Origin of the sequence: Flavobacterium sp. (genome assembly GCF_044357305.1) — a bacterium.
Classification (GTDB): domain Bacteria; phylum Bacteroidota; class Bacteroidia; order Flavobacteriales; family Flavobacteriaceae; genus Flavobacterium.
The window spans coordinates 67,315-92,422 of the sequence record NZ_JBIKPS010000011.1 but is presented as its reverse complement, the minus strand read 5'-3'; the positions used below and the strand labels follow the sequence as shown (position 1 = coordinate 92,422).

Below are 25,108 nucleotides of genomic sequence, written 5' to 3'. Positions count from 1 at the left end.
GCTAGTACTTGTTCAGCAACTTCTTCAGGTGAAACAGTAACTGTGACTCCTGCACCTACTGCAACAATAACACCTGCAACTATAACTACATTCTGTTCTGGAGGAAGTGTCGTATTGGATGCAAATATTGGAACTGGTTTAACTTACCAATGGCAATTAGATGGAGTAAATTATACTGGTACAGGAGCAACTACTTCATCAATTACAGCAACAACATCAGGTGTTTATACCGTAATAGTTACAAATGCTAGTACTTGTTCAGCAACTTCTTCAGGTGAAACAGTAACTGTGACTCCTGCACCTACTGCAACAATAACACCTGCAACTATAACTACATTCTGTTCTGGAGGAAGTGTCGTATTGGATGCAAATACTGGAACTGGTTTAACTTACCAATGGCAATTAGATGGAGTAAATTATACTGGTACAGGAACAACTACTTCATCAATTACAGCAACAACATCAGGTGTTTATACCGTAATAGTTACAAATGCTAGTACTTGTTCAGCAACTTCTTCAGGTGAGTCAGTAACTGTGACTCCTGCACCAACTACATCAGCAATCTTTCACGATTAATTTTTTTCATTTAAATGCACAATAATATAATAAATAGAACTAGTTTATCAGCCTTGAAATTTTCAAGGCTGGTATCTTGTTTTATATTATTTATTCTATTATTTGCTTCTAGTGCATTATGGAGCCAACAAACAATTTGTATTGGTAGTCTTAAACATTACGCAGTAGATACTGCTGAAAATGCGGGTTTGGGTACTACAGGTTCTACCTATAATTGGACCATAATTGGCGGGGTATTTTTTGGAACTATCACGCAAACAGTAGTAGGTTCAACTAATGCTGCAACTATTGATTGGGGACAAACACCACCAGGAACGTATACCGTTTCTGTAAAAGAGACGAACAGCAATGGTTGTTCTAGTATTCAAAATTTACAAGTAATTATTAATCCATTACCAGTTGTTAATTTAAACGATTTAATTATTTGCACCAATCCAATAACCGGAAATTGGTTAACTATAGGTAATCTTAATACTGGACTTTCTGCAAGTACTTATAGCTTTGTCTGGCAAAGAGATGGAATAACGCTGCCAAACACAACCTCTTCAATAAATGTTACTCAAATTGGCGTTTATTCGGTTACAGCTACTAATAGTATTACAGGTTGCCAAGCAACAGATTCAGCTTCGGTAAGTGTTTCTTCTGCTCCACAAGCGACTGTCTCAATAACAAATCCTTTTGACGACGTTCAAAATATTGTAGTTACAATTGTAAATGGGATAGGAAATTATGAATATTCTATTGATGGAGTAAATTTTCAAGATAGTAATACATTTTCCGTTTCTAATCCCGGAATTTATATAATTACTGTTAAAGATAAATATTTTTGTGGAGAATCTATTTTGCCGGTATTTGCTTCTGGTTATCCTAAATTTTTCACTCCAAATGGAGATGGGATCAATGATTTTTGGAATATCATAGCGTTACCAAATTTTTCAAAATCAAAGCTATTTATATATGATAGATATGGAAAATTTATTCATCAAATTTCTTCCTCAAATTATGGTTGGGATGGAACATTAAATGGGAATTCTTTACCTGCAACGGATTATTGGTTTACTGTAGAATATTATGATATATCCAATAATTTACAAACCTTTAAATCGCATTTCTCGTTATTAAGATAACTATAAAATTACTTTATTAGAAAATGATGAAATCAATTTACATCTTCATCAATCAAAAAACTATTCAAGAATTCTACAGATTTTATAATGTCATAATGTAAAATACGATCTTCTTTTACAAATGGCACTTCTTCTCTATACGATTTCAAAAACATTTCAATAAAAGCACCCGATTGTAAAGGTCTTCTAAATTCAATGGCTTGCGATGCATTCATCAATTCAATGGCTAAAATGCGTTCTAGATTTTCCATAACACGCAAACATTTGGTTGCGGCATTGGCACCCATAGAAACGTGATCTTCTTGACCATTGCTAGAAACAATGCTATCTACACTGGCTGGAGTTGCCAATTGTTTGTTCTGACTTGCAATGCTAGCGGCAGTATATTGCGGAATCATAAACCCAGAATTCAATCCGGCATTGCTCACTAAAAACGCTGGCAAACCTCGTAATCCAGAAATCAATTGGTAAGTTCTTCTTTCGGATATACTTCCCAATTCCGACAAGGCAATTGCAAGAAAATCTAAAGCCATTGCTAGAGGTTGTCCGTGAAAATTTCCTCCAGAAATTATTACATCTTCACCAACAAATATATTTGGATTGTCGGTAACCGAATTAATTTCGGTCTTAAAAACTTTCTTTACATAATCAATCGTATCTTTCGAAGCACCATGCACTTGCGGAATACATCGAAACGAATAAGGATCTTGAACGTGTTGTTTTATTTGAGCAATAATCTCGCTATCTTCTAGTAGTTCGGTCATTCTTTTAGCCGTTACAATCTGCCCTTTATGAGGTCTAATGTAATGGATCAATTCGTTAAAAGGCTCGATTCTTCCATCAAATCCTTCTAAGGAAATTGCCGAAATTACATCTGCCAAATACGAATATTTCATCGCTTTAAGCAAAATATAACTTCCGTAAGCACTCATAAATTGCGTTCCGTTCAACAATGCCAACCCTTCTTTAGACTGTAAAACAATAGGTTGCCAATTAAATTTGTTTAATACATCTGAAGAATGCACTTTTTTTCCTTCAAAATAGACTTCGCCTTCACCTAATAAAGGCAAAGATAAATGCGCCAAAGGAGCCAAATCACCACTAGCGCCAAGCGAACCTTGATTGTAAATTACAGGAAGAATATCCTTGTTGTAAAAATCTACCAAACGTTCCACTGTTACTAATTGCACTCCAGAATGTCCGTAACTTAACGATTGAATTTTAAGCAACAACATAATCTTAACAATCTCGTGAGGCACTTCTTCTCCTGTTCCACAAGCATGCGATTTTACTAGATTTTCTTGTAGTTGCGATAAATTTTCATTAGAAATTATTACATTACATAACGAACCAAAACCAGTGTTGATTCCGTAAATAGGTGCTTCCTGCGATTCCATTTTAGCATCCAAATACTCTCGGCATTTTTGAATATTAATCTTTGTCTCTTCGGATAAAGCTATAGTTTTATGGTGTGCAATAATCTCCTGTAAGGTTTCTAAATTTAGTGTCTCGGTACTTATATAATGTGTATTGTCCATTTTTAATTTCAAATTTGAGTTCAAAATTCAGCAAACAAATATTAAAATCCAACTATTTTAGCTACTATTTTATTAGTAAATTAATAAAAAATAGCCTTCAATTCTAATATAAAAAATAAAATCATAGTCATCTACTGTTAAAATTATGATATTCATAAAAATATACCCCCACCTTTTTTAATTAACAAAATAGAGTAATTTTGAAAAGTATGTTAAACAACAAAAACATAAACTCTTCTTTATCAACAACCCCTTCTAGGGTTGCTATTTTTGTTGGCACCCATACTACGACAACTACAACCCCGTTTGGGGTATAATTTTCACATATAATCCACTTTTTATGGGCTTTCAAAATGAGAGTGAAACTACTTAAACAGGAGCTTATAACTTAAAACTTACAACCTACAACAAAAGATTATGATAGTATTAAAATTTGGCGGAACATCCGTAGCCAATGCACAAAATATCCAAAAGGTTATCCAAATCGTTAACCAAAAAGCAAAGGAGAACCAACTTGCAGTAGTCGTTTCTGCCTTAAGTGGCGTTACTGACATGCTTCTTAATGGCTCTAAAAAAGCAGCATCTAAAGACGAAACCTACAAAGTTACTTTGGAAGAAATCAAGCAAAAACACTTTGCTGCCATTACCGATTTAGTAGAAACGGCGCATCAGAATGCCCTTTTGATAAAAATTAACAGCCAAATTAACCAATTGCAAACGCTTTTGGATGGTTGCTTCCTTTTGGGAGAATTATCTCCAAGAACCGCTGATGCTATTGCTGGTTTTGGCGAATTATTGTCTTCCCAAATCTTTGCAACCGCTTTGCAACAAAGCCTTCCAAATAGTACTTTTAAGGATAGCCGCGAATTAATTAAAACCAATTCTAATTTTGGAAAAGCAGTAGTTGATTTTGCAGTTTCTAATACATTAATTGCAGATTATTTCCGTTCCAATACTTCACAAGTGGTTGTATTACCTGGATTTATTGCTTCATCGGAAGATGGAAACACTACCACTTTAGGTCGTGGCGGCTCCGATTATTCAGCAGCAATTATTGCAAATGGTGTAAAAGCAGCATCTTTAGAAATCTGGACCGATGTAAACGGGATGTTTACTGCCAACCCAAAAATTGTTAAACAAGCACAGCCTATAGAATCCATTTCTTACCAAGAAGCAATGGAATTGTCGCATTTTGGTGCAAAAGTTTTGTACCCACCAACCATTCAACCTGTTTTGAATGCTGCAATTCCTATTTGGATAAAAAACACATTTGAACCAGAAGCTTACGGAACCTTAATTTCTAATAGTCCAGATGCTAATGCCAATCCAATAAAAGGAATTTCGCATATTGATAATATAGCATTATTAACTTTGGAAGGATCTGGAATGATTGGTGTCGCAGGATCTTCTAAACGTTTATTTGAAGTGCTTTCTAGAGAAAACATCAATGTGATATTTATAACTCAGGCTTCTTCCGAACATTCTATTTGTATCGGAATTCAAAATCAAGAGGCACAAAAAGCCAAAACCGCAATTGATACCACCTTTGAACTAGAAATTGCTCAAAATAAAATCGACCCTTGTATCGTAGAAAAAGATTTGTGCATAGTCGCTTTGGTTGGCGAAAGCATGAAAAACCACCAAGGATTAAGTGGTAAAATGTTCAGTACTTTAGGAAAAAATAATGTCAATATTCGCGCCATTGCGCAAGGTGCTTCCGAACGAAATATCTCGGTGGTGATTAACGAAAACGACGTTAAGAAAGCCTTGAATACTTTACACGAGCGTTTCTTTGAAGACAATACCAAACAGTTGAATTTATTTGTAATGGGCGTTGGAAATGTAGGAGAAAAATTCATCGATCAAATTCACCAACAAAAGAAATTTTTGAAGGAAAATTTAAAAATAAACCTTCGCGTGGTAGCTATTTCCAATTCTAGAAAAATGTTTTTTGATGAAGAAGGAATGCAACTTAAAGATTGGAAATCGTTATTAGAAAATGGTGAAATTGCCAATGTAAATGCGTTTATTTCCAAAGCAAAAGAACTGAATTTACGCAATAGTATTTTTGTAGATATTACTGCAAATGGTGACATTGCTTCTATTTACGACCAATTTTTGAAGCAAAATATTGCTGTAGTGACTTGCAACAAAATTGCGTGTTCGTCACAATACGACAATTACAAATACTTAAAATCGTTGTCTCGAAAGTACAATGCACCATTCTTATTTGAAACCAATGTGGGTGCTGGTCTGCCAATTATTGACACCTTAAAACACCTAATTGCTTCTGGAGATAAAGTAAACCGAATCAACGCAGTTTTATCGGGGAGTTTGAACTTTATTTTTAATAATTTTAGCGAAACCTACAACTTTCACGATGTAGTAAAAGAAGCTGGAGTACAAGGATTTACCGAGCCTGATCCAAAGATTGATTTAAGTGGTGTGGATGTTGCTAGAAAGATTCTAATTTTGATTCGCGAAAGCGGTTATCCAATGGAAATGGAAGACATTACCAACAATTCGTTCCTTCCGATAGAATGCATGGAAACTACAACTAATGAAGATTTCTTTAATTCCTTAACACAACATTCCAAACATTTTGAGAACCTTTTGGCGGAAGCCAAGTCCAAAGATTCCCGATTAAAATTTGTGGCTTCTTTTGAAAATGGAAAAGCAAGTGTTGGCTTACAATTCATTCCTAGCGATAGTCCGTTTTATAATTTGGAAGGAAAAGACAATATCGTTCAGTTTTACACCGATAGATATGTAGATCAACCTCTATTAATTAAAGGTGCTGGTGCTGGTGCAGCGGTTACCGCGTCAGGGATTTTTGCTGATGTAATTCGAATTGGGAATGTGTAAAATGTTTGTAGTTTATTGTTTATAGTTCATTATAAAGAAACCATAAACAATTAACCATAAACCATAAACAACAAGTTAAATGAACGAAATAAAAATATTCTGTCCCGCAACCATCGCCAATCTATCCTGCGGATTTGACGTTTTAGGTTTATGCCTAGAAACTATTGGCGATGAAATGATTATTCGAAAAGTAAATGAAAAAGGTATCCGAATTACTAAAATAACTGGTGCCGATTTACCTTTAGAAACCGAAAAAAATGTGGCAGGTGTTGCAGCATTGGCAATATGTAAAGATGCGATTAATCGCGTCTCTTTGGACCACGGTTTTGAAATTGAAATTCACAAAAAAATCAAAGCTGGAAGCGGTATTGGCAGTTCGTCTGCTAGTGCAGCAGGATCTGTTTTCGGAATCAATGAATTACTTGGAAAACCCTTTTCTAGACACGAATTAGTTGAATTTGCCATGAAAGGCGAAGTCGTTGCCAGTGGTTGTGAACATGCCGATAATGTAGCCCCTTGTCTACTTGGTGGCTTCACTTTAGTAAGAGGTTACGACCCCATTGATGTAATTCGAATAGAAAGTCCGGAAGAATTGTATGCCGTAGTTTTGCATCCACATATTGAAGTAAAAACAGCCGATGCAAGAGCCGTTTTACAGCCAATGATTTCTTTAAAATCAGCCATTACCCAATGGGGAAATGTGGGCGGATTAATTGCTGGATTATACACTAAAGATTACGAATTAATAGGTCGTTCCTTGCAAGATGTGGTTGTAGAACCATTGCGCAAACATTTAATTCCTAGCTTTGATGAAGTGAAATTCACAGCAATGCATCATGGTGCTTTGGGTGCGGGTATTTCGGGTGCTGGACCTTCCATTTTTGCTTTATGTAAAGGTTTGGCTGTTGCCGAAAAAGTAGCTTATGCCATGACCGAAGAATACCTAAACACCGGAATACCAGCAGACATTCATATATCTAAAATTAATCCAATTGGAGTTTCAATAATTTAAGGTTCTGGGTTCTGGGTTTTAGGTAATATACTTAAAACATGAACCCAAAACCATGAACCCAAAACCTAAAACGCATGAACTACTATAGTTTAAATAACAAAAATACAAAAGTTTCCTTTCAAGAAGCAGTAATTCAAGGGCTTGCTCCTGATAGAGGATTGTATTTCCCAGAAGAAATTACTCCTTTATCACAATCCTTTTTTGATACCATTGAGAATTTATCCAATGAAGAAATAGCATTCGAAGTCATCCAACAATTTATAGGAAATGAAATTCCAGAAATAGAACTAAAACAAATCGTTACCGAAACACTATGCTTTGATTTTCCGTGTGTATTGGTGGAAGAAAATGTCTATTCTCTAGAATTGTACCACGGACCAACCATGGCATTCAAAGACGTTGGTGCTCGATTTATGTCACGGTGTTTAGCCTATTTTAACAAAGGAAAAGACTTGAAAAACACCGTTCTAGTGGCTACTTCTGGCGATACTGGAGGCGCTGTTGCTAGTGGGTTTCTTGGTGTAAAAGGTGTAGAAGTAGTAATTCTTTACCCATCTGGAAAAGTAAGTGACATCCAAGAAAGACAGTTGACCACTTTAGGACAAAACATAACAGCATTAGAAGTAGATGGCGTTTTTGACGACTGTCAAGACATGGTGAAACAAGCCTTTTTAGATTCGGATTTAAAACACAAAAACCTAACATCTGCCAATTCTATTAATATTGCTCGTTGGTTACCCCAAATGTTTTACTTTTTCTTTGCCTACAAAGCATTGAAAAAATACGACAAACCTTTAGTCGTTTCTTGCCCGAGTGGGAATTTCGGGAATATTTGTGCTGGGATTTTGGCAAAAAAATTAGGATTGCCAATAGAACATTTTGTAGCTTCAACTAATGTTAATGACACCGTTCCAAAGTTTTTAGAAAACGGATTTTACGATGCTAAACCTTCTATAGCAACTATTTCAAATGCTATGGATGTTGGAAATCCAAGTAATTTTGTGCGTATTCAAGAAATGTACCATAATGATTTAGAGGAATTTAGTAAAGATTTTTCTTCTTATTCATTTACCGATGAAGTAACAAAATCTGCAATGAAAGATATATTTTCTAATACAGGATATATTGCAGAACCCCACGGAGCGGTTGGCTATTTAGGTTTAAAAAAAGAATTAAAAAAACATTCTAATTGTATTGGAGTATTTCTTGAAACCGCGCATCCTATTAAGTTTTTGGACACTGTTGAACCAGTATTAAATATTAAATTAGAAATTCCAAAACAGATAGAAAGTGTTTTAGGCAAAGAAAAAAATCGAGTAAAAATTATTAGTTATTATGAACTTAAACAGTTTTTGATTCAATATAACAATTATTAATTAATTCTTAAATTATCGTAAGAGTAGTAATCTAATGTTAGGTTTTGTTTAATTTAGTATTATATTTGAAACATTAAATTTTTTTTATGAAAAAAACTATACTTTTACTAAGTTTATCCTTGTTTTCTTTTCAAATTATTATTGGGCAAATCAATAAAAAATTGAGAGATAATGAGCCTATTCAAACCATGATTCAATTTGAAAATCCGCTTCCAAAAGCAGATGCAATTGCACAATTTAAGGTAAAAAACAAATTAGATAAAACTAATAGTTATGTTCCAACCTATTCTAATACAGATGAAACTGGTCGTAAACACGAACACTTTCAACAATTTTACAAAGGATTAAAGATTGAATTTGGTGTAATTATTACCCATAGTATAAATAACGAAGTTTATATGATTAATGGCGAAGTTTATAATGCTTCTTCTTTAAATACTACTCCAACAATTACTGCAGAACAAGCATTTAATGTAATTTTAAATTCCAAAAACAACACCCAATATCTTTGGGAATCTCCAGAAGATGCATTGGCTATGAATTACAAAAAACCAACAGGTGAATTGTTGATTTTGCCAAACATAAACACCGGCGCAATCAATTTAGCATATAAATTTGATGTTTATGCTACACAGCCATTGGCTAGAGATGAGATGTATATAGATGCCAAAAATGGTTCAATTCTTTACAGAAATCCTATTATTAAGCATGCCCATGATAAAATTAATAAAGCAGCTGCTAGCAAAGAATTAATACAAGTTACTTCTTCTGTTACTGGCACTGCTAACAACACCAAATATAGTGGTAGCAGATCTATTAAAACTACTTTAGACGCAACAACTAATAAATATATTTTAAAAGACGATACGCGAGGTGGTGGAATTCAAACTTTTAATAGCGCGAAAACCCCAACATATCCAACAACAAATTTTTCTGACACAGATAACAACTGGACAACTGCTGAATATAATAATGCAAATAAAGATATTGGCGCTTTAGACGCACATTGGGGAACAGAAATGACATACGATTTTTGGAAAAATATTTTTAATCGAAATAGTTACGATGACAACGGAACAATATTAAAAAGCTATGTACATTATAGATCTAACGCAAATACTAGCTTGGTAAATGCCTTTTGGAATGGATCAGTGATGTCCTATGGAGATGGAAATAATTCTGTGGGAATTCTAACTAGTATTGATATATGTGGACATGAAATTGGTCATGGTATTTGTACTGCTACAGCAAACTTAGCATACCAAAACCAATCGGGTGCAATTAATGAAGGACTGTCTGATATATGGGGTGCATGCATAGAACATTATGGAAGAACTGGAACCTTAGTAGCTCCTTTTGCAACTGGAGTATGGAAAGTTGCTGAAGATTTAGGGTCTACTCCTTTTAGAAGCATGAGTTCTCCTTTAGCCTATGGGAATCCAGATACCTATTTAGGAACTAATTGGACTCAAACTGGAGATGAAGGAAATTGCACACCTAGTTCGGGTAACGATCAATGTGGAGTTCATAACAATAGCGGAGTATTAAATTATTGGTTTTATCTTCTTACAATAGGCAAAACAGGTACCAATAACGCTCCTAATCCATACAATTATTCTGTTACTGGAATTGGAATGGCTAAATCTTCGCAAATTACTTATTTTGCCGAAAGAGACTATTTAACTCCGAATGCAACTTATTTGGACATGAGAAATGCAACACTTCAAGTTGCTAACAACTTGTATTGTGGATCAAGTGCCGAAGTTATTGCAGTAACCAATGCTTGGTATGCAGTAAATGTTGGTGATCAATATTTAGGACATCCTACAGATGTGTCTCTTAAAAAAATTACGCAACCACTTTCAGTTGCCTGTGGCGCATCTCATAATTCAATTATAACATTTGAAAACTCAGGAACTAATACTATTTCTTCTGTAGAAATTTCTTATAGTATAGATGGTGGAACTCCTTTAATTTTAAATTGGTCAGGTTCTCTTTCAACTTGTCAAACTATTGATTATCCAATAACAATTGGAAATTTACCTCGAGGAACACATACTATTGATTATACAACTACCTCAATAAGTGATGGTAATAGCGAAAATAACACAAAAAACACCTTAATTTTAGTAAATGATGCTGGTGTAGTGAATTCCATAAATACTTTTGAATTACCTATTGACAATTTAATTTCTTTCGACAAGGGCAATACCGATTCGCTTTGGCAAAGAGGCCAGGCCGCTGGTTCAATTCTTAATAGTACTGTTTCTGGAGGTTCTAATGTTTATGGGACTAATCTTTCAGGATTATATCCAGACAGTATGACTTCTTACTTAGTTTCTCAATGTTATGATCTTACACAATACCAAGATCCAATATTTAAATTTGATATGGCTTTTGACTTTGAACCAGATTATGATTACCTTAATGTAGAATATTCAACTAATGGCGGTAGCACTTGGTCTATTTTAGGGGATGCAACAACTGGCACTTCTTGGTATAATAGTTCTAATATCCCAAATGGAACCAATTGCGAAAATTGTGTTGGTGCACAATGGACTGGTGCTGGAGGAGATCCCAATATGGTTGGTGGTGTAAATTCAGCCAAAACAAATTACAGTTGGAACATGTCCGATTTTGGTTATGGTGGCACAACACCACAATCGAATATTATTTTTAGATTTAATTTTGTCACTGATCCTGAAGTTACTAATGAAGGTGTTATAATTGACAATTTTGTTATTACTGGAGCTCTTGTTCTAGCAAATACAGAAAATACATTTGAAACTTTTACAATTTCTCCTAACCCATCAAATGGAATTGTATTAATTAAATTATCTACTTCAGAAGAAGTTAAAGTAGATTTATTTGATATAAGAGGTAGAAAATGTTTTACTAATACCTATCAAAATTCTAATACCGTTTTCAATCAAGAAGTTAATCTTTGTCAATTGGAAAAAGGAATCTATTTATTAAATGTTACTTCCGAAGGAAAAACAGCAACTAAGAAAGTTATTATTCAATAAAGCAATTTCTATAATAAAACATATTAATTCATAAAATCCCAAATTTAGGAAATTCTAAATTTGGGATTTTTTTATCCTGAATTTTCTTTCAACTAGTTACAAATATCGTTCTTCAAAAACTTTTTGATGGTGATTTAGATGCCCAATTATAGTGAAACCTAAAGCACGAACCGACATTGGATTATTAGAAGCAATTCCTATTTTTAAAAGTTGCTCTTCTTTAAATGATTTGAATAAACAAAGCGTTGCCTGACGAACTGCCGACAATTCAGTTAATAATTCCATGATGCTTCGATTATTTCCATTGGCTTCATCAACGTAACTATTTTCTTCGAATCCAGGTAATTCAGTGGAGTCATTTCTTGCAAAACGCAAAGCGCGATAAGCAAAAACTCTTTCAGCATCAATAATGTGTTGGATAATGTCTTTAATGGTCCATTTGTCTTCAGCATAGCGGTAATCAAATTTATCCATCGGAATATCTTGAACAAATTTTATAAATCGATGCAACGAAATTTCCAATTCTTCTACTAAACTATATTCGTCCGATACTAGAGTAATATAGGTTCCATAATAGGTAGCGTATTCTGTGGATTGCAATAGAGATACTTTCATGTAATTTTTTATAATTTTATTTTATTTTAAGCCGAATTTCTGCTTGCATTGGTATTTCCAAATAACGAGCGAGTTACTAATTTTTCATAAACTGCAAGCAGTTTGTCCGCTCCGCTAACCTTTTTAATTTCGTTAATTTTCATCAAGGCATATTGTTGAATGACTAACAATGGCAACACAATATCTTCCCGCATTTTAACCGATGCTTTACCATCAGGATAATTTTCCATTAATTCTTGATGCCCTGCTATTTTTAATAATAAACGTTTAGTTTGTTCAAATTCGTCAAAAATAATTTGCCAAAAAGCACCAAATTCTTTATCCTCTTTCATGTATTGAGTCAACGGAAAAAACGACTTTGCCAAGGACATCATACTATTCTCTAATAAAGTTCTAAAAAACAAAGACGAATCATAAAGCGTTTGCACTTTATCCCATTGCTGGTTTTCTTCAAAATGTTTTAGAGCCGAACCAACGCCAAAAAACCCAGGAACATTTTGCTTCATCTGGCTCCAAGAACCTACAAACGGAATGGCACGCAAATCTGCAAAATCAAGAGTGTCAGATGTATTTCTTTTAGATGGTCTGCTTCCTATATTGGTTTTAGAGTAATAATTCAGCGTACTCATTTGCTCCAAATACGGAATGAATTTTGGATGGTTTTTAAAACTCAAATACTTTTGGTATCCAATATCGGATAATTCATCAATAATAGCAATATCCGATACAGATAAATTATTGTCTTGTTTATTAAAAATTTCATTAGAAACTCCTGCACTCAATAGATTTTCTAGATTATATCGGCACGAATCTAAAGTACCAAAATTAGAACTAATAGTTTGTCCTTGAACCGTCAATTGAATTTCTTTATTTTCAATTGTGGTTCCCAAAGAAGCATAAAATTTATGGGTTTTTCCACCTCCTCGAGCTGGTGGACCACCACGCCCATCAAAGAAAATAACTTTTATACCATATTTTCTAGAAACTGCTGTAATGGTTTGTTTGGCTTTATAAATTCCCCAGTTAGCCATTAAGTAACCGCCATCTTTGGTTCCGTCAGAAAAACCTAGCATAATGGTTTGTTTATTACCTCTATTTTTCAAATGATTGGCATACTTTTCATTGGTATACAATTGCTCCATTACAGCATCTGCTTGATGTAAATCGTCAATAGATTCAAACAATGGCACAATATCTACAGTTGGATTCTGCCAATTACACAAACTGAATAAGGAGAAGGTTTCGAGAACGTTCAGAGCACTTTCGTTGTTAGAAATAATGTATCTATTAGCTCCTAATTCGCCATTATTTTCTTGAATTTTTTTGATTGCTACTATAGAATCTATGGTTTGTTTGGTCATTTCATCTTCAAATAAATCCGAAGAAATAGTTCCCGATAATTTAGAAATAACCTCCATCCTATCGTTGTCCGATAAATTAAAATATCCCGTCAATTCCGAGTTTTGTTTTTCTAAATAGTGAAAAATAGTTATAATTACTTTGTTATGAATCTTACTATTCTGACGAATATCTAAGGAAGCAAAATGAAATCCGAAAACGGTAACTTTATTTATTAACTCATTTATCTCATCTAAATATAACGATTGGTGTTTTTCGATACAAATAGATTTTACTAAATTTAGTTGATTTTTTAATTCCGATAAAGTAATGTAAATACTTCCATTGGAGTAAAATACAGAACGATATAACTTGTTTTCCAATTCAGAAATTATAGCATCTATTCCCGAAAAAGTAAGTTTTCGTTTAAGTTTTCTAATATCGGAATAATACGATTTCAAAATTGCAGTTCGCAATCTATCGGCAACTTTTAGAGTAATTTCTGTAGTAACAAATGGATTTCCGTCTCTATCGCCACCGGGCCAAAAACCAAGATTGATAATCGAATTCGTTATCGGTTTATCTTTAAAAATGTTTTTTTGAATGTATTGCAACATTTCGCCAGAGGTTTGGTAAAACACATTTTCAAGATACCAAATCAAGCTAATTGCCTCATCAAACGGAGTTGGCTTATCTTTTTTGATAAAAGGAGTTTTGCCCAATTGTGCTAGTAATTCTTTGATTTTAGTTAAATCATTATCGCGAACTGCATCCGTTAAATCGGTAATAATTCCAAGCACGGAACCAGGATAAAACTGTGTTGGATGGGCAGTTAAAACGGTTCGGATATTAAAATTATCCAAAAAAGTAACTAGTTCTTCTTGCAATTCTTTGGTATCGGCGCGTTCTTTAATATCTCTAAGCGAGGCTTTACCTTCCATATTATTCACAACCGGAAAGGCTGCGTCTTCAATTGCATCAAAAAGCACTATTTGACGTTCTACATATTGGATAAATCGAAAGAGCAAACTAATTTTTTCTTCCTCGGAAACCGAATCTAAATACTTATTTGAAAAGGAATTTACAATTTCTACCGGAGTTAAATTGTTTTTAAAACCAGTAGCGCAAACCTCACTAAACAACGGTAATAAAACTCCGGTATTATCAATAGCATCAAAAGGCAAAGTGATAAATACACTATTGTAAATGTGGTATTTAGACAATACATTTTGATTAAATCGTTCAATTTTAGGAAGAGTATACATAGCAATTAATTAAAAAAAAAGAATTATTTCACAGAATTGAAACGAAAAAAACCTCAAGCAAATACTTGAGGTTTCTATTAAAAGATTTTTCTAAGATTTAGAAAAATTAAATATCTTTAAAAATAGTGTGCATCAATCGTTTTTTGTCGTTGATACTTTCCTCAAGTGAAATCATAGTTTCGGTACGGTAAACACCTTCAATATCGTCAATCATAAAGATTACGTCTTTAGCGTGTTTAGTATCTTTAGCTCGGATTTTACAGAAAATATTGAACTTCCCAGTGGTTACATGAGCAACCGTTACAAAAGGAATTTCACTAACTCTTTCTAAAACAAATTTAGTTTGTGAAGTATTGTTTAAGAAAACACCTACGTAAGCAATAAAAGAATATCCTAATTTTTCATAATCTAGAGTTAATGAAGAACCCATGATTATACCAGCATCTTCCATTTTCTTAACTCTTACGTGAACGGTTCCAGCAGAAATTAATAATTTTTTTGCAATATCGGTAAACGGTATTCTTGTATTATCAATTAACATGTCAAGAATTTGATGATCTACTTCGTCTAATCGGAACTTACTCATAACTATAAATTTATATTATTGTTTATAACATTTACGATACAAGATAATGAATTTTGTTTAAATAAAAAAGATAAATTTTGTTAATTCTTAACGCCATTTACAAATTTCACCCCTTTTCCTAACGAAAAGTTAGCTTTTTGATCTATTTTCGGAATATTATCGAGAGAATCTTCATAAGTCATTTTGTGCGCATTGTACTGATAATGACCGAATTTCCCTTTTAAATCCCCAATTTCAGCTACATAAGCATTAAATTGGATTTTTCCATCAACAAGCTCTTCCTTGTATTGTGCAGCAAAATTCGTGATTATTTCTTTACTATCATAATTTATTTTAACATTTTTATAAAGAAAATCATAAAATACTATGTTATTTTTAGTAATTTCAAAATAATTTGCATTTTTATCATCAACTATATCGATTTCGTAAATATGTTGCAATCCGGTAATTATTGCTATAAAAATCATTTTTCGGGTAAATTCACGATAATAATCGTTAGGATAATGACCTGCTTCAAACAAAATTGTGGGAACTCCGAGTAAGGTAAATTGATCGCCTATGCAATTGGCATTAAAACTATCATCAAAACGCCCAACTTGGTTGGGAATGTGTTTTTGTAATTCCGCGTTCATAGCAACGATAATTTCCATTGCTTTGGAACGCACTTCATTAACATCCCGATATTCGTTAAACGAAGGCGCCAAAAAAGAAACTGTTGCAACGTTGCCAGAGGTTCCTGCTCCAAAAATGCTACGTTGATCGTGTAAATTAAAACAAAAATGGGGTTGGAATTCGTTAAACGTTTGTCGCAATAATTGACTTTCGGGTTGTGATAAATCAATAGAATCGCGATTCAAATCCACTTTATTAGCATTTTCACGAGTATACAATTCGGCTCCGTCTGGATTTACCATCGGAAGAAAACAGAATGTAAATTTTTTAAGTAGCCTCTGCCCTAGTTCGTTAGAAGAATGAATAAGATTTAAAAAATCGAATACTGCTTTGGTGGTTGTGCTTTCATTTCCGTGCATTTGCGACCACATAAAAACCTTAATAGCACCAGTACCTATAGTATATTTATAGATGGGTTTTTCTAAAACCGATTTACCAATAACTTCTACTGGATACTTGGCAAGTAGGGGTGCAATATCTTTTAAAGTAATATACCTTCCAAAAAGGGAATTTTCTTTAAACTGATGGTGTAACTCTATGAAATCCATGCTTTTAATTTAAATTGTATAACTACGTTCTGGAATTTTACCTTTCACACCTTCGTAAAAAGGAAGGATTAATTTCATGTCTGCTTCATAATTTCCAGTGGGAATGAAAGGTTCTGCTACTTTTACTTCTTTTTTACCAAAGTCAAAAGCCACAGAAACTATAGGAACGTTGGCTTTAAGAGCAATATAATAAAATCCGGTTCGCAATTCGGTGACCTTTTTTCGAGTGCCTTCTGGCGATAATGCCAAACGGAAAGTATCGTGTTTTGTAAAAACTTCGGCAGTAGCATCCACATTATTTTTCCCACCACTTCTATCTAATGGCGCACCTCCAACAGCTCTAAAATAATATCCGAAAGGGAAAATAAAGAGTTCTTTTTTACCAACAAAATTAATTTCGACTTTCATTATCCCTCTAACTAACAAGGCGATAAAGAAATCTAAATTGCTTGTATGTGGAATAACAATGACCACACATTTTTTTAAACTGGGTGCAATAGTTCCGGTTAATTTCCATCCTAATATTTTATAAAAAATAAAAGAATAAAGTTGCTTCTTCATTTGAAATATTTTGTGTAAATTTAACATTATTCTGTTATTTTTGATAAAAATATAAATATGATTGCCAAATTCTTTAGTTATTTTCTTCCGATAAACGTAATTAAGCGAAAATCTTCTATAAGTAACTCGCTAGAAGTTACTTGGAATAATGGCGAATTGGTTTTAGATTCTAAGAATACTAATTATTCTTACGGAAGTTTGAAACGAATTTTAAAAAAAGGATTGAAATATATTGGTTACGATCGCATCCGGAAGTTTGAAAACATATTAGTTCTTGGTGTTGCTGGCGGAAGTGTGATTAAAACTTTAGTAGATGAAGTTAAATTTAAAGGAAAAATTACTGGTGTAGAACTAGATCCTGAAATAGTAGAAATAGCAAACACTTATTTTAAATTAAACGAAATTAAGAATTTAGAACTAGTTGTTCAAGATGCCTTTGAATTTGTTTTAAAAACCAAAGAACACTATGATTTGATTATCATTGATGTTTTTCAAGATACTACCATGCCCAACTTTTTATTTGAAGATTATTTTATCAATCGGATAAACTTTTTATTAAAAGTTAACGGATTTATTTTATTCAATACTATGGTAATTAATGAAAATAATAGGGTTCGTAATGTAGATTATAAAAAGAAATTTGGTGGTAATTATTCTTTACGAATGTATCCTAAAGTAGAAGTTCACAATGAATTATTTACTATTAAAAAACTGGCATAATGAAACATAAAGGATTTTTTAGAAAGTTATTTTTAGGAAAAGTTTCGGAGGTTTCAAATTCAAAATACAATCCTATCGAAAAAAGAATTTGGAATATTAAAGCCATTTGGGATAACGACCACCAAGACGACAATGGTATTGAAAAAATTGTTCGTTTGATACTTTCCATATCGCAGCTACTATTTCCTGGAATTTATATTAAATACCTTGCAAATAAAAAAGGCCACGAATACCAAGATTTAGCGATGGACTTCTATATCTTGGCTAAATTTATATTCCCAATATTGATTTTGAAAAACCACTGGCAACACTATACTGTGTTGGTATGGATTATGACGTATGTCTTATTGGAAACCGTTTTATACATTCCAACCTTAATCTTTGCTTCCGATTTATTTACACGTCCTCGTTCTTATAAACGGTCCATGTTGTTATTGTTTTTTAACTATATGGAAATTGTAATCTCTTTTGCAGTACTATACACTCTTGGTGACAACATGAATAAACCTTTTAATCATTGGTTTGATTCCGTTTATTTTAGCATTGTTAGTTCCAATTCTATTGGTTTTGGTGATTATTATCCAATTTCAACTTACGGAAAAGTATTGGTAAGTTTACAAGCCATGTTCTTCTTGTCGTTTGTAGTATTATTCTTGAATTTCTTTTCTACCAAAGTAAAAAGCAAAGGGTATTTTGATAATGAAGAAGAGGCTTAAAGAATTATTTCAATAATAATCGAGCCTTTTCCAAATCTTCTATAGTATCTATTCCAATTCCAACGTGGGAGGTTTCCACCATTTTTATGCGTTTGCCAAATTCTAAATAACGGAGTTGTTCTAATTTTTCAGAGGCTTCTAAGGATTTCATCGGTAAGGAATAAAAATCCAAAAGTGCTTGTTTGCGAAAGGCATAAATTCCGATGTGTTGAAAATAACGAACGCCTACATTTATTTCTCTTGGATATGGAATCACCGAACGAGAAAAATACAATGCAAAGTCATTTTGATCAACTACTACCTTTACATTATTAGGATTCTGGATATCTACTTCGTTTGTGATTTCTCGCATTAACGAGGCCAAGTCTACTTTATTTTCTTTGTCGTTTCTAAAAACTTCAATTACTTTTTCTAAGGGTTCTTTATCTATAAAAGGTTCATCGCCTTGCACATTAACCACAATATCCACATCAATATTGGCAACGGCTTCGGCAATTCTATCACTTCCCGATTCGTGCTCTTTAACAGACATAATGGCTTTTCCACCATGAGAGACAATTTCTTTATAAATCAAATCAGAATCGGTAACCACAAACACATCATCAAACAAATGAGTATCTATTGCAGCCTCATAGGTCCTAAGAATTACCGTTTTGCCACCTAAATCCTGCATCAATTTTGCAGGAAAACGAGTGGAAGCATAACGGGCAGGAATTACAGCAATTACTTTCATATTTTTTTAGCACTAAGAAGCAAATATATTAATATATTACGATTTTCTCGCTTTCTATAGTTGAAAATTTTACTATTCAAATACAAGTAGCGAGAACTTACTTTATTAAATTAAATTTACTTTTTAAGGACTATTTTTTGTTTACAGGCATTCTTATAATTATATTTGGGTGCATTTTACTCTTACAAGTATTTAATAATTTCTAAATATGATTTCTTTTAATAAGTACCTTTTTTTAATTAGTATTCTTTTATGTATTGGTTGTAAAACTTCCGAATCCGCCACCTATAAAAGCAAACAAGCTTTAAAGAATAATTACTTAATTGGAAATTCTATTGCCAATTATGATGGAATAAGTGATACTACTTTTGTCAAACTGAAAAACTATAGCAACGATTTTGTTTTCGATATGAAATACGCAACCGAAGATAATTTTTTAAAGCAAAAAGTATATGCTTGTGAAGAATGTTATTTGCGAATGAAAACCATTAAATATTTAATAGCTGCAAATACGGAATTTCAAAAGAAAGGATATAGAATAAAATTATTGGATTGCTATAGACCTTTAGATGTTCAGAAAAAAATGTGGGAACTAGTTCCTAATGCAGATTATGTTGCAGATCCTAAAAAAGGTTCCGTACACAACAGAGGAGGTGCTGTAGATATTACCCTTGTAGATGCAAAAGGAAAAGAACTGGATATGGGAACGCCTTTTGATTTTTTTGGTCCAGAAGCCAGTCATAAATACCAAGGTTTTTCTAATAAAATAAATAAAAACAGAGCATATTTAAAAGCAGTAATGCTGCAGAATAATTTTAAATCTTTTGATTCCGAATGGTGGCATTACAACTTATCGGAAAGTACTAAGGAAAAGCTAGCTAATTTTCAATGGGAATGCAATTAAATCATTCCTAATTTTATATGTATTCTCTGATTTCTTCAATTAAACAGAATATACAAGTTTCTTCTTTATACTATTTGATATTTGATATTTGAAACCTATATTTGTAATCCAATAAAATTCTATGGAACAATTTGTAGTATCTGCTCGTAAATACCGTCCGCAAACATTTAAAGATGTTGTAGGACAACAAGCTATTACCAATACATTATTGAATGCCATTGAAACCAATCACCTTGCTTCTGCCCTATTATTTACAGGACCTCGTGGTGTTGGAAAAACTACTTGCGCTCGAATTTTAGCTCGAAAAATTAACCAACCAGGTTATGACGATCCCAACGAAGATTTTGCATTTAATGTTTTCGAATTGGATGCCGCTTCTAATAACTCTGTTGATGATATTCGTAATTTAATTGACCAAGTTAGAATACCACCACAAACCGGACAATACAAAGTTTATATTATTGATGAGGTGCACATGTTGTCTTCTGCAGCTTTTAATGCTTTTTTGAAAACATTAGAAGAACCACCTAAACACGCCATTTTCATCCTAGCTACGACGGAAAAACATAAAATTATCCCAACAATATTATCGCGTTGTCAGATATTTGATTTCAAACGAATTACCGTAAAAGACGCCAAAGAACATTTAGCAGAAGTTGCTGCTAGTCAAGGTGTTATTTGTGAGGATGATGCTTTACATATTATAGCTCAAAAAGCCGATGGCGCCATGCGAGATGCTTTATCAATATTTGATAGAGTTGTTTCCTATTGTGGTTCAAATTTAACCAGACAAGCAGTAACCGAAAACCTAAACGTTTTAGATTACGAAACTTATATTAAGATTACCGATTTAATTTTGGAGAATAATATTCCTCAAATTTTGATTTCTTACAATGATATTTTGGCAAAAGGTTTTGACGGACATCATTTTATAGCTGGTTTAGCATCCCATTTTAGAGATTTATTAGTTTGCAAAAATCCTGCAACTTTAGTTTTATTGGAAGCTGGCGAACAAGCACAAAAACTTTACGGAGAGCAAGCACTAAAATGCCATTCGGATTTTCTTTTAAAAGGAATTGAAATTGCAAATGATTGTGATTTGAAATTTAAGGTTTCCCAAAACCAACGATTGTTAGTGGAACTAGCACTTATGCAGCTTTGCTCTATCAATTTTGATGGAGAAAAAAAAAAGTTGACTTTATAATTCCGCCCACTTATTTTAGAAAACAAGATTATTCTGTTGTTGAGGTTGGAAGCCGGAAGATGGAAGATGGAAGTCGGAAGTTGGAAGATGGAAGTCGGAAGTTGGAAGATGGAAGTCAGAAGATGGAAGATGGAAGTCGGAAGTTGGAAGATGGAAGTCAGAAGATGGAAGATGGAAGTCAGAAGATGGAAGAGTTACAATCTGAGGCAGTGGTTGAAACTATTGAAACAAGATCCGAAATAGAAAAAACTGCAAACCTACAACCTACTTCACAAAACCTACAACCCACAACCCACAACGCACAACCTGCAACAACCCAACCTACTGTTTCCGCTTTATCCTTGTCAAGTATTCGTGCTAAAAAGGAAATGCTGGAAGCGCAAAAAGGGGTAGTAAAAGAAGAAGTTCATTTTCCAACAGAGGCATTCACCGAAACCGAAATGCTAGACTTTTGGTTTAAATATGCTCAAAGACTAAACGATAAAGGCTTGATGATTATGGCGTCGCTATTGCGAATAAGCGATCCTAAACTTGAAGGATTTAACATTATCTATGAATTGCCAAACGAAGGTTCCAAGATTGATTTTGAAAAAGAAAAAGGGCAATTATTAGGATATTTAAGAGGCCATTTGCACAACCATGATATAAATATTGAAGTCCTTGTAAATGAAAATGTGAAAAGTAAAGTAGCATTTACTGCCCAAGACAAATACAACCGATTAAACGAAATAAATCCTCATTTAGAAGAATTAAAAAAGATTTTCGATTTAGATTTATAATTAATTTGCAAATATTAAGTCAATTAGTAACAAATTTTTTATTTCAATATTTTATTGGATTATGTAAAAAATATCATTATTGTCCGATAAAACTAACTATTTGCTTTGTTAAGTCTTACAAATATTACGAAATTTTAGACTCAACTTAATTTTTAATATATTCTTGCTAAGACACAAAGTCGCAAAGAATTCAGATATAAACTGCGACTTCGCGCCTTTGCGAGAAAAAACATATAATGTTTTTAGCAATAAATATTTTAATCGGAAAATATTGAAAAAAAAATATGACATTATAGAATTCTACAATGTATTTAATTCAAAATACTCTATCATTATTAACAATACTACAATACTTTATGTTATTTTTAATAAATTACATATTTTAAATACCTTTTAAAACTAAATAATTAGCAATAATTAAATTGTTTTTTTCTTAAAGAATTATTATTATTACTTCTTTTTCATTATTTTTGTTTGATTAAGAAATCCCATTTCAATTATGACCGAAACACAAACCAAAGTAGAAATTACTTTTGATGACTTTAAAGCAGAAGTTTTAAACGATTATAAAATTGCTACTATCAGTAGAGAATGCAGCCTTTTAGGAAGACGTGAAGTACTTACTGGTAAAGCAAAATTCGGGATTTTTGGTGATGGAAAAGAAGTGCCACAATTGGCTTTAGCCAAAGCATTTCAAAATGGGGATTTCCGTTCGGGATACTATAGAGATCAAACCTTTATGATGGCAATTGGCGCTATGACTATTGAGCAGTTTTTTGCTGGATTGTATGGCCATACGGATATTAATTTCGATCCAATGAGTGCAGGACGTCAAATGGGAGGGCATTTTGCAACCCATTCGCTTGACGAAAATGGAAATTGGAATAATTTAACTACTCAAAAAAATTCAAGTGCTGATATTTCTCCTACTGCCGGGCAAATGCCACGTTTGTTAGGACTAGCACAAGCATCTAAAATTTACCGAAACGTTTCTGGAATTAACCAAACTAATTTTTCGGAAAACGGAAACGAAATTGCTTGGGGAACTATAGGAAATGCGTCTACCTCCGAAGGATTATTCTTTGAAACCATTAATGCAGCTGGAGTACTTCAAGTGCCTATGGTTATGAGTGTTTGGGATGATGAATACGGTATTTCAGTGCATGCAAGACACCAAACTACCAAAGAAAATATATCCGAAATTCTAAAAGGTTTCCAACGGGATACTAATTCTAAAGGCTATGAAATTCTAACCGTTAAAGGTTGGGACTATCCTACCCTAGTTGCTACTTATGAAAAAGCAGCAGCAATTGCTCGCGAAGAACATGTGCCAGTGCTTATTCACGTAAATGAATTAACCCAACCACAAGGACACTCTACTTCTGGTAGTCACGAAAGGTATAAAAATGCCGAACGATTGGCTTGGGAAGCAGAGTTCGATTGTTTAGTTCAAATGCGTGCTTGGCTCATAGAAAATAATTTGGCTACCGCCGAAGAATTAGAAGCAATGGATGAGCAAGCTAAAAAAGATGTTTTAGAAGGTAAAAAAGCTGCTTGGAAAGCATTTGTAACTCCTATGAAAGAGGAGCAAAACGAGCTTTTAGAAGTACTAAAAAGCATTGCTAATTCTAGTGAAAATAAAATTTTTATTGAAAAAATAATTTCCGATTTGGCTACTATAAAAGAACCAATTCGCAAAGAAATTTTAACTTCTGCTCGCAAAGTATTGCGAATGGTAGTTAATGAAACTAAAGTTAAAACGCCATTAGCAAATTGGATTACTAATTATACCGCGAAAATTCAACCAAAATTTAGTTCGCATCTTTTCTCGCAATCGGATAAAAATGTTTTAACTTCTATTGATGTTGCACCAACTTATGATGCCTCTGCTGAAGAAGTGGATGCTCGATTGGTTTTAAGAGATAACTTTGATGCCATTTTTACCAAATATCCTGAATCCTTAATTTTTGGTGAAGACTCTGGAAATATTGGCGATGTAAACCAAGGTTTGGAAGGAATGCAAGAAAAATATGGTGAACTTCGAGTTGCCGATGTTGGTATTCGCGAAGCAACTATTTTAGGACAAGGTATAGGAATGGCAATGCGTGGCCTACGCCCTATTGCCGAAATTCAATATTTAGATTATTTACTGTATGCCATTCAAATCATGAGTGATGATTTGGCTACGCTTCAATATAGAACTGCAGGAAGACAAAAAGCACCGCTTATTATTAGAACTCGTGGCCACCGTTTAGAAGGCGTTTGGCACTCGGGTTCACCAATGGGAATGATTATTAATTCTATTCGCGGAATTCATGTTTTAGTACCAAGAAACATGACCAAAGCTGCTGGATTTTATAATACTTTATTAGAAAAAGATGAGCCTGCTTTAGTAATTGAGTGCTTAAATGGGTACCGCTTAAAAGAAAAAATGCCAACCAATTTAGGCGAATTTAAAACCGCTATTGGAGTTGTAGAAACGATTAAAGAAGGTACCGATATTACTTTAATTTCTTATGGTTCTACTCTAAGATTAGTAGAACAAGCTGCCAAAGAATTAGAAATCATAGGAATTAGTTCCGAAATTATTGATATTCAATCGTTATTACCTTTTGATATTAACCACGATATTGTGAAAAGTATTGCTAAAACCAATCGATTATTGGTTATTGACGAGGATCTACCTGGCGGTGCAAGTGCGTATATTTTGCAAGAGATATTAGAAGTTCAAAATGGGTACAACTATTTAGACAGTGCTCCACAAACCTTAGCATCTAAAGCCCACCGTCCTGCTTATGGAACCGATGGCGATTATTTTTCTAAACCTTCCATAGAAGATATTTTTGAAAAAGTATATGCTATAATGAGTGAGGCCAATCCTACAAAATTTAAAAGTTTATACTAACCTTTTGAAAAACAAAAAACCTTCGAATAATAATAATTCGAA

18 protein-coding genes and 1 pseudogene are annotated in these 25,108 nt (G+C 33.3%); 12 read left to right on the top strand and 7 right to left on the bottom strand.

Going from position 1 to position 25,108, the window contains the following annotated elements:
• Together ACIQ2J_RS08915 and ACIQ2J_RS08910 are read left to right on the top strand one after the other, a co-directional pair.
• Nucleotides 1-576: pseudogene (locus ACIQ2J_RS08915) on the top strand (hypothetical protein); the annotation flags it as partial.
• A 14-nt stretch (nucleotides 577-590) separates the two neighbouring features.
• On the top strand, nucleotides 591-1,703 hold the full coding sequence (locus tag ACIQ2J_RS08910) for a T9SS type B sorting domain-containing protein (protein ID WP_396168740.1): 1,113 nt from the start codon (nucleotides 591-593) through the stop codon (nucleotides 1,701-1,703).
• 32 nt (nucleotides 1,704-1,735) lie between these two features.
• Here ACIQ2J_RS08910 and hutH read toward each other — a convergent pair whose 3' ends face one another.
• Nucleotides 1,736-3,241: a histidine ammonia-lyase gene (gene hutH / locus ACIQ2J_RS08905; protein ID WP_396168736.1), complete on the bottom strand. Its 1,506-nt coding sequence runs from the start codon at nucleotides 3,239-3,241 to the stop codon at nucleotides 1,736-1,738.
• Between the two features lie 417 nt (nucleotides 3,242-3,658).
• On the opposite strand from hutH, the gene thrA reads away from it, so the two are divergent.
• From thrA to ACIQ2J_RS08885, 4 genes are all read left to right on the top strand, one after another.
• Nucleotides 3,659-6,106, top strand: a complete 2,448-nt coding sequence (gene thrA / locus ACIQ2J_RS08900; protein WP_396168733.1) for a bifunctional aspartate kinase/homoserine dehydrogenase I — start codon at nucleotides 3,659-3,661, stop codon at nucleotides 6,104-6,106.
• A gap of 79 nt (nucleotides 6,107-6,185) precedes the next feature.
• Nucleotides 6,186-7,118: a homoserine kinase gene (locus tag ACIQ2J_RS08895; protein ID WP_396168730.1), complete on the top strand. Its 933-nt coding sequence runs from the start codon at nucleotides 6,186-6,188 to the stop codon at nucleotides 7,116-7,118.
• Between the two features lie 74 nt (nucleotides 7,119-7,192).
• Entirely contained in the window at nucleotides 7,193-8,494 is a 1,302-nt protein-coding gene (gene thrC / locus ACIQ2J_RS08890) for a threonine synthase (RefSeq protein WP_396168728.1), read from the top strand.
• Between the two features lie 86 nt (nucleotides 8,495-8,580).
• Nucleotides 8,581-11,520 (top strand): M4 family metallopeptidase, encoded by a 2,940-nt coding sequence (locus ACIQ2J_RS08885; protein WP_396168726.1) that lies wholly within the window; start codon nucleotides 8,581-8,583, stop codon nucleotides 11,518-11,520.
• Nucleotides 11,521-11,616: 96 nt separating this feature from the next.
• Here ACIQ2J_RS08885 and ACIQ2J_RS08880 read toward each other — a convergent pair whose 3' ends face one another.
• The 5 genes from ACIQ2J_RS08880 to ACIQ2J_RS08860 all read right to left on the bottom strand — a co-directional run bounded on the left by ACIQ2J_RS08880 (nucleotide 11,617) and on the right by ACIQ2J_RS08860 (nucleotide 17,105).
• Nucleotides 11,617-12,135 (bottom strand): DinB family protein, encoded by a 519-nt coding sequence (locus tag ACIQ2J_RS08880; RefSeq protein WP_396168724.1) that lies wholly within the window; start codon nucleotides 12,133-12,135, stop codon nucleotides 11,617-11,619.
• Between the two features lie 26 nt (nucleotides 12,136-12,161).
• Complete coding sequence (locus ACIQ2J_RS08875) at nucleotides 12,162-14,738, bottom strand: phosphoenolpyruvate carboxylase (protein WP_396168722.1); 2,577 nt, start codon at nucleotides 14,736-14,738, stop codon at nucleotides 12,162-12,164.
• Nucleotides 14,739-14,844: 106 nt separating this feature from the next.
• Nucleotides 14,845-15,324 (bottom strand): Lrp/AsnC family transcriptional regulator, encoded by a 480-nt coding sequence (locus ACIQ2J_RS08870; RefSeq protein WP_396168720.1) that lies wholly within the window; start codon nucleotides 15,322-15,324, stop codon nucleotides 14,845-14,847.
• A gap of 80 nt (nucleotides 15,325-15,404) precedes the next feature.
• Nucleotides 15,405-16,544 (bottom strand): M14 metallopeptidase family protein, encoded by a 1,140-nt coding sequence (locus ACIQ2J_RS08865; RefSeq protein WP_396168717.1) that lies wholly within the window; start codon nucleotides 16,542-16,544, stop codon nucleotides 15,405-15,407.
• Nucleotides 16,545-16,553: 9 nt separating this feature from the next.
• Complete coding sequence (locus tag ACIQ2J_RS08860) at nucleotides 16,554-17,105, bottom strand: 1-acyl-sn-glycerol-3-phosphate acyltransferase (RefSeq protein ID WP_396168715.1); 552 nt, start codon at nucleotides 17,103-17,105, stop codon at nucleotides 16,554-16,556.
• A 57-nt stretch (nucleotides 17,106-17,162) separates the two neighbouring features.
• Here ACIQ2J_RS08860 and ACIQ2J_RS08855 point away from each other — a divergent pair, with 57 nt between their 5' ends.
• A complete protein-coding gene (locus ACIQ2J_RS08855) occupies nucleotides 17,163-17,825 on the top strand; it encodes a spermidine synthase (RefSeq protein ID WP_396168713.1) in 663 nt (220 codons plus the stop codon).
• On the top strand, nucleotides 17,825-18,541 hold the full coding sequence (locus ACIQ2J_RS08850; protein ID WP_396168711.1) for a potassium channel family protein: 717 nt from the start codon (nucleotides 17,825-17,827) through the stop codon (nucleotides 18,539-18,541). Before ACIQ2J_RS08855 ends, ACIQ2J_RS08850 begins: the two co-directional genes overlap by 1 nt.
• Nucleotides 18,542-18,545: 4 nt before the next feature.
• On the opposite strand, the gene kdsB is transcribed toward ACIQ2J_RS08850, so the two are convergent.
• Nucleotides 18,546-19,274, bottom strand: a complete 729-nt coding sequence (kdsB, locus tag ACIQ2J_RS08845) for a 3-deoxy-manno-octulosonate cytidylyltransferase (RefSeq protein WP_396168709.1) — start codon at nucleotides 19,272-19,274, stop codon at nucleotides 18,546-18,548.
• Nucleotides 19,275-19,482: 208 nt separating this feature from the next.
• On the opposite strand from kdsB, the gene ACIQ2J_RS08840 reads away from it, so the two are divergent.
• The 4 genes from ACIQ2J_RS08840 (at nucleotide 19,483) to ACIQ2J_RS08825 (ending at nucleotide 25,066) form a co-directional block, all read left to right on the top strand.
• The gene (locus tag ACIQ2J_RS08840; protein WP_396168707.1) at nucleotides 19,483-20,178 is read left to right on the top strand and encodes a M15 family metallopeptidase; all 696 of its coding nucleotides are present in this window, start codon (nucleotides 19,483-19,485) and stop codon (nucleotides 20,176-20,178) included.
• Nucleotides 20,179-20,299: 121 nt separating this feature from the next.
• The gene (gene dnaX / locus ACIQ2J_RS08835) at nucleotides 20,300-21,382 is read left to right on the top strand and encodes a DNA polymerase III subunit gamma/tau (RefSeq protein WP_396168705.1); all 1,083 of its coding nucleotides are present in this window, start codon (nucleotides 20,300-20,302) and stop codon (nucleotides 21,380-21,382) included.
• A gap of 59 nt (nucleotides 21,383-21,441) precedes the next feature.
• Entirely contained in the window at nucleotides 21,442-22,161 is a 720-nt protein-coding gene (locus ACIQ2J_RS08830) for a DNA polymerase III subunit gamma/tau (RefSeq protein ID WP_396168702.1), read from the top strand.
• A 499-nt stretch (nucleotides 22,162-22,660) separates the two neighbouring features.
• Nucleotides 22,661-25,066, top strand: a complete 2,406-nt coding sequence (locus ACIQ2J_RS08825) for a thiamine pyrophosphate-dependent enzyme (RefSeq protein ID WP_396168700.1) — start codon at nucleotides 22,661-22,663, stop codon at nucleotides 25,064-25,066.
• Nucleotides 25,067-25,108: the final 42 nt, after the last annotated feature.